Origin of the sequence: Aquabacterium sp., assembly GCF_016234775.1 — a bacterium.
Classification (GTDB): Bacteria; Pseudomonadota; Gammaproteobacteria; order Burkholderiales; family Burkholderiaceae_C; genus Aquabacterium.
On the sequence record NZ_JACRAH010000023.1, the window covers coordinates 1 to 2,602 of the forward strand.

Here is a 2,602-nt window from a genome sequence, read left to right on the forward strand (position 1 = left end):
CACTGTGATTGCCCAGGTCTGTGAGCACGACCGCTTTGTGGGGGCCTCGTTGCGGCTGATCCGCGCCATGGGACTGCGGCGCAAGGAATCGGTGCTGTTTCGGCCATTTGAGAGCATCGTGCCCTTCGAGTCCACGGGCCTTCCGCCCGTGGACAAGTCGGCAGATCGATACGCCAGGATCAAAGGCAAGGGAGGCCGGGTGCGTCACATTCCACTGGACAGCCCTGAGCGACTTGCCGCCGTGGCATTCGCGCAGGGCGTGGTCAGCAGCCAGGATGCCCACATGGGCAACCCTGCCCATGACCTTCGCAAGAACCTCAGGCACTTTGACTACGTGTTGACCAAGTTCGGCATCACCGTGCGAGAACGGGGGGTGACCGCACATGGCCTGCGCCATGAGGTGCTGATCTCTCACTATGAGGCCCTGGCCGGGACCGCGCCCCCGGTGCGCGGCGGGCAGATGGTGCCACCGGAGCTGGACCGTCAGGCCAGACAATCCGTGTCCCGTTTGGCCGGGCATGCGCGCATACGTGCTTCGGGGGCCTACCTTGGTGCGGTGCGGGTGCAGCGCCATCCAGGATCACTGGATGTGGATGGCAAGACCGAAGCGCCGCCAGAGGGGTCGTCTTGACAAACGCCAACGGCGCAGAGCCCTTGTCTGCGCCGGGTTTGGGGGAAAAGCTCTGTGAGCCTCAGGCCGCTGACTCCGCGAGTTCATCGGCCTCAGAATGGGAATCGTCCAGACTGGCCGTCCCGACTTCGCCTGTCGCCGCAACCGAGGCAGCTTGGCCCCTCAGGCATCGCGGCAACCAGCCGGAGCCCGCCAAGGCCAACTCAGCGGCTACCACGGCGGCATCCTTCTTCATACCGGCCAGCGGCGCTGCCACGTTGATGTCCCTCGCCTCGGTGACCACCTCCACCACGCGGCTCTTGGACACATGGTTCAGGTAGGAAGGGCCGTTGGCTGTCCACCAGCGGCGCATGTCCAGGCCCAAGGCCTGTGCCAGCACGTCGGTGCGTTGGGTCGGTGACTCCACGCCCTGAATGCCTGTGACTGAGCACGCCACCGCCACGGTCAGCAGTTGGAGCACTGTGGCTTGGTCTTGCGCCAGCAACCACGGGAACACGGCATCCAGATCTTGGGGCAGCTTCTGCGCCCAGGCGCTGCGCTCGGCCTCCATGCGCAGCCATGCCGGGCTGGCCTCGATGTCATCGGCAGCAGATTGCAGCGCAGACTGGCTGTCCGTGACCGAGACATCCAGCACCTGTGGCTGCTGGTGGTAGCGGTAGTCGCGGCTCAGGAACAGCTTCTGCGCCAACTGGGCCGTGAGTGCCACCAAGGCCACGTCCGGGCGCGCAATCAATTCGGCCTGCACGGCGGCGACCCGGTGTGCCGTCAGGCGGCGCATCAGCTTGTCAGAGTGAACCGGGCGAACCTTGGCCGATGGGCCAGACAGCATATCCCCTTGCCCACCGCACTCGCCTGTCTGCCCTGTGCCCTGGGTCAGGACATGGGCCACGGCACTGCGGTCCTCCGGACGGATCAGGCCACATTTCACCGTGGCCGCGCCGTTGTGCCCCACGTGGACCACGCACCCGGCCTGCGTCATCAGGTCGGCGGGCCACACGCTCAGTTCATCGTCGATGGCCTTGAGCCGCAATTGCAAGGCTGCTTGCTCGCTTTCAAGCTCCTGGTACACCGCGCCATCATCCTGATCGGCGTCATCGTCGTCCATGTCTTCCAGCGCATCCAGACGCTGTTGAACGGCCTGCATCGCGGCCTCCAGTTCCGCCAGCGCAGTGGCCTCGTGCTCGGTGGGTTCGCGTCGCACTTTGCGCAACTCGACGTGGCCGTTGTACTCGTCACGGTCATAGCGCACTCGAACGTCCACCCACTTCCAGCCCTCGGCACGCACCTGCTTGGCCTTCTTGCTGAGCTTGTCCACGGCCAGCCGCTCCAGCAATGGCGCGTCCAGCAGGTAAGCCTTCTTGTCATCGTCGCTGAACAGGTCGCGGCGTGTGGCCCCACCGGCCTTTTCGTATGCCTTGAGCGTCACGTACTTCGCCACCGGGTCACGGTCGGACTCGATGTCGCCCTGCGTCAGCAACTGACGCAAGGAGTCGGGGCGGCGGTTCCATTGGGGCAAGCCAGCCCAGGCCTGTTCCTGCTTTTCGTGGTCATCGACCGACGCCAGCACCATCAGGCATTCCAGGCTGATGTCATCCGCCCGGAACTCGTCCATCAGCTTGGGCGACACGCTTGCCAGCTTCATGCGGCGCTTGACCACCAAGGGTGTGACGCCAAAGGCCGCTGCCACCGTCTCGACGGACTTGCCCTCGCCCAACAGGCGAGAGAAAGCAAGGTACTCGTCGGCGGCATGCATGGGCACGTGAAAGATGTTCTCGGACAGGCTGGCCATCAGCGCCTTGTCAGCAGGCACGATGAGGATGGGCACAGGGTAGTTGTCGGGGATATCGCCGTTGCTCATCAGCAAGTTCAGCGACTCCAGGCGACGGCCACCGGCGCACACTTCAAACAGGCCACGCGGGCCCTTGATGACGATCAGGTTCTGCAACACGCCGCAGTCCAGGATGGACGCGG

The 2,602-nt window shown here is 64.8% G+C and carries 2 protein-coding genes; one reads left to right on the plus strand and one right to left on the minus strand.

The annotated features are described in order from the left end of the window. Positions 1–631: integrase domain-containing protein (locus HY836_RS07390; RefSeq protein ID WP_290675080.1), on the plus strand; the 631-nt coding region annotated here is incomplete at its 5' end. 61 nt (positions 632–692) lie between these two features. Here the strand turns inward: HY836_RS07390 and HY836_RS07395 are convergent. Continuing rightward, positions 693–2,602 (minus strand): ParB N-terminal domain-containing protein (locus HY836_RS07395; protein WP_290675082.1); only part of this gene is annotated, 1,910 nt, incomplete at its 5' end.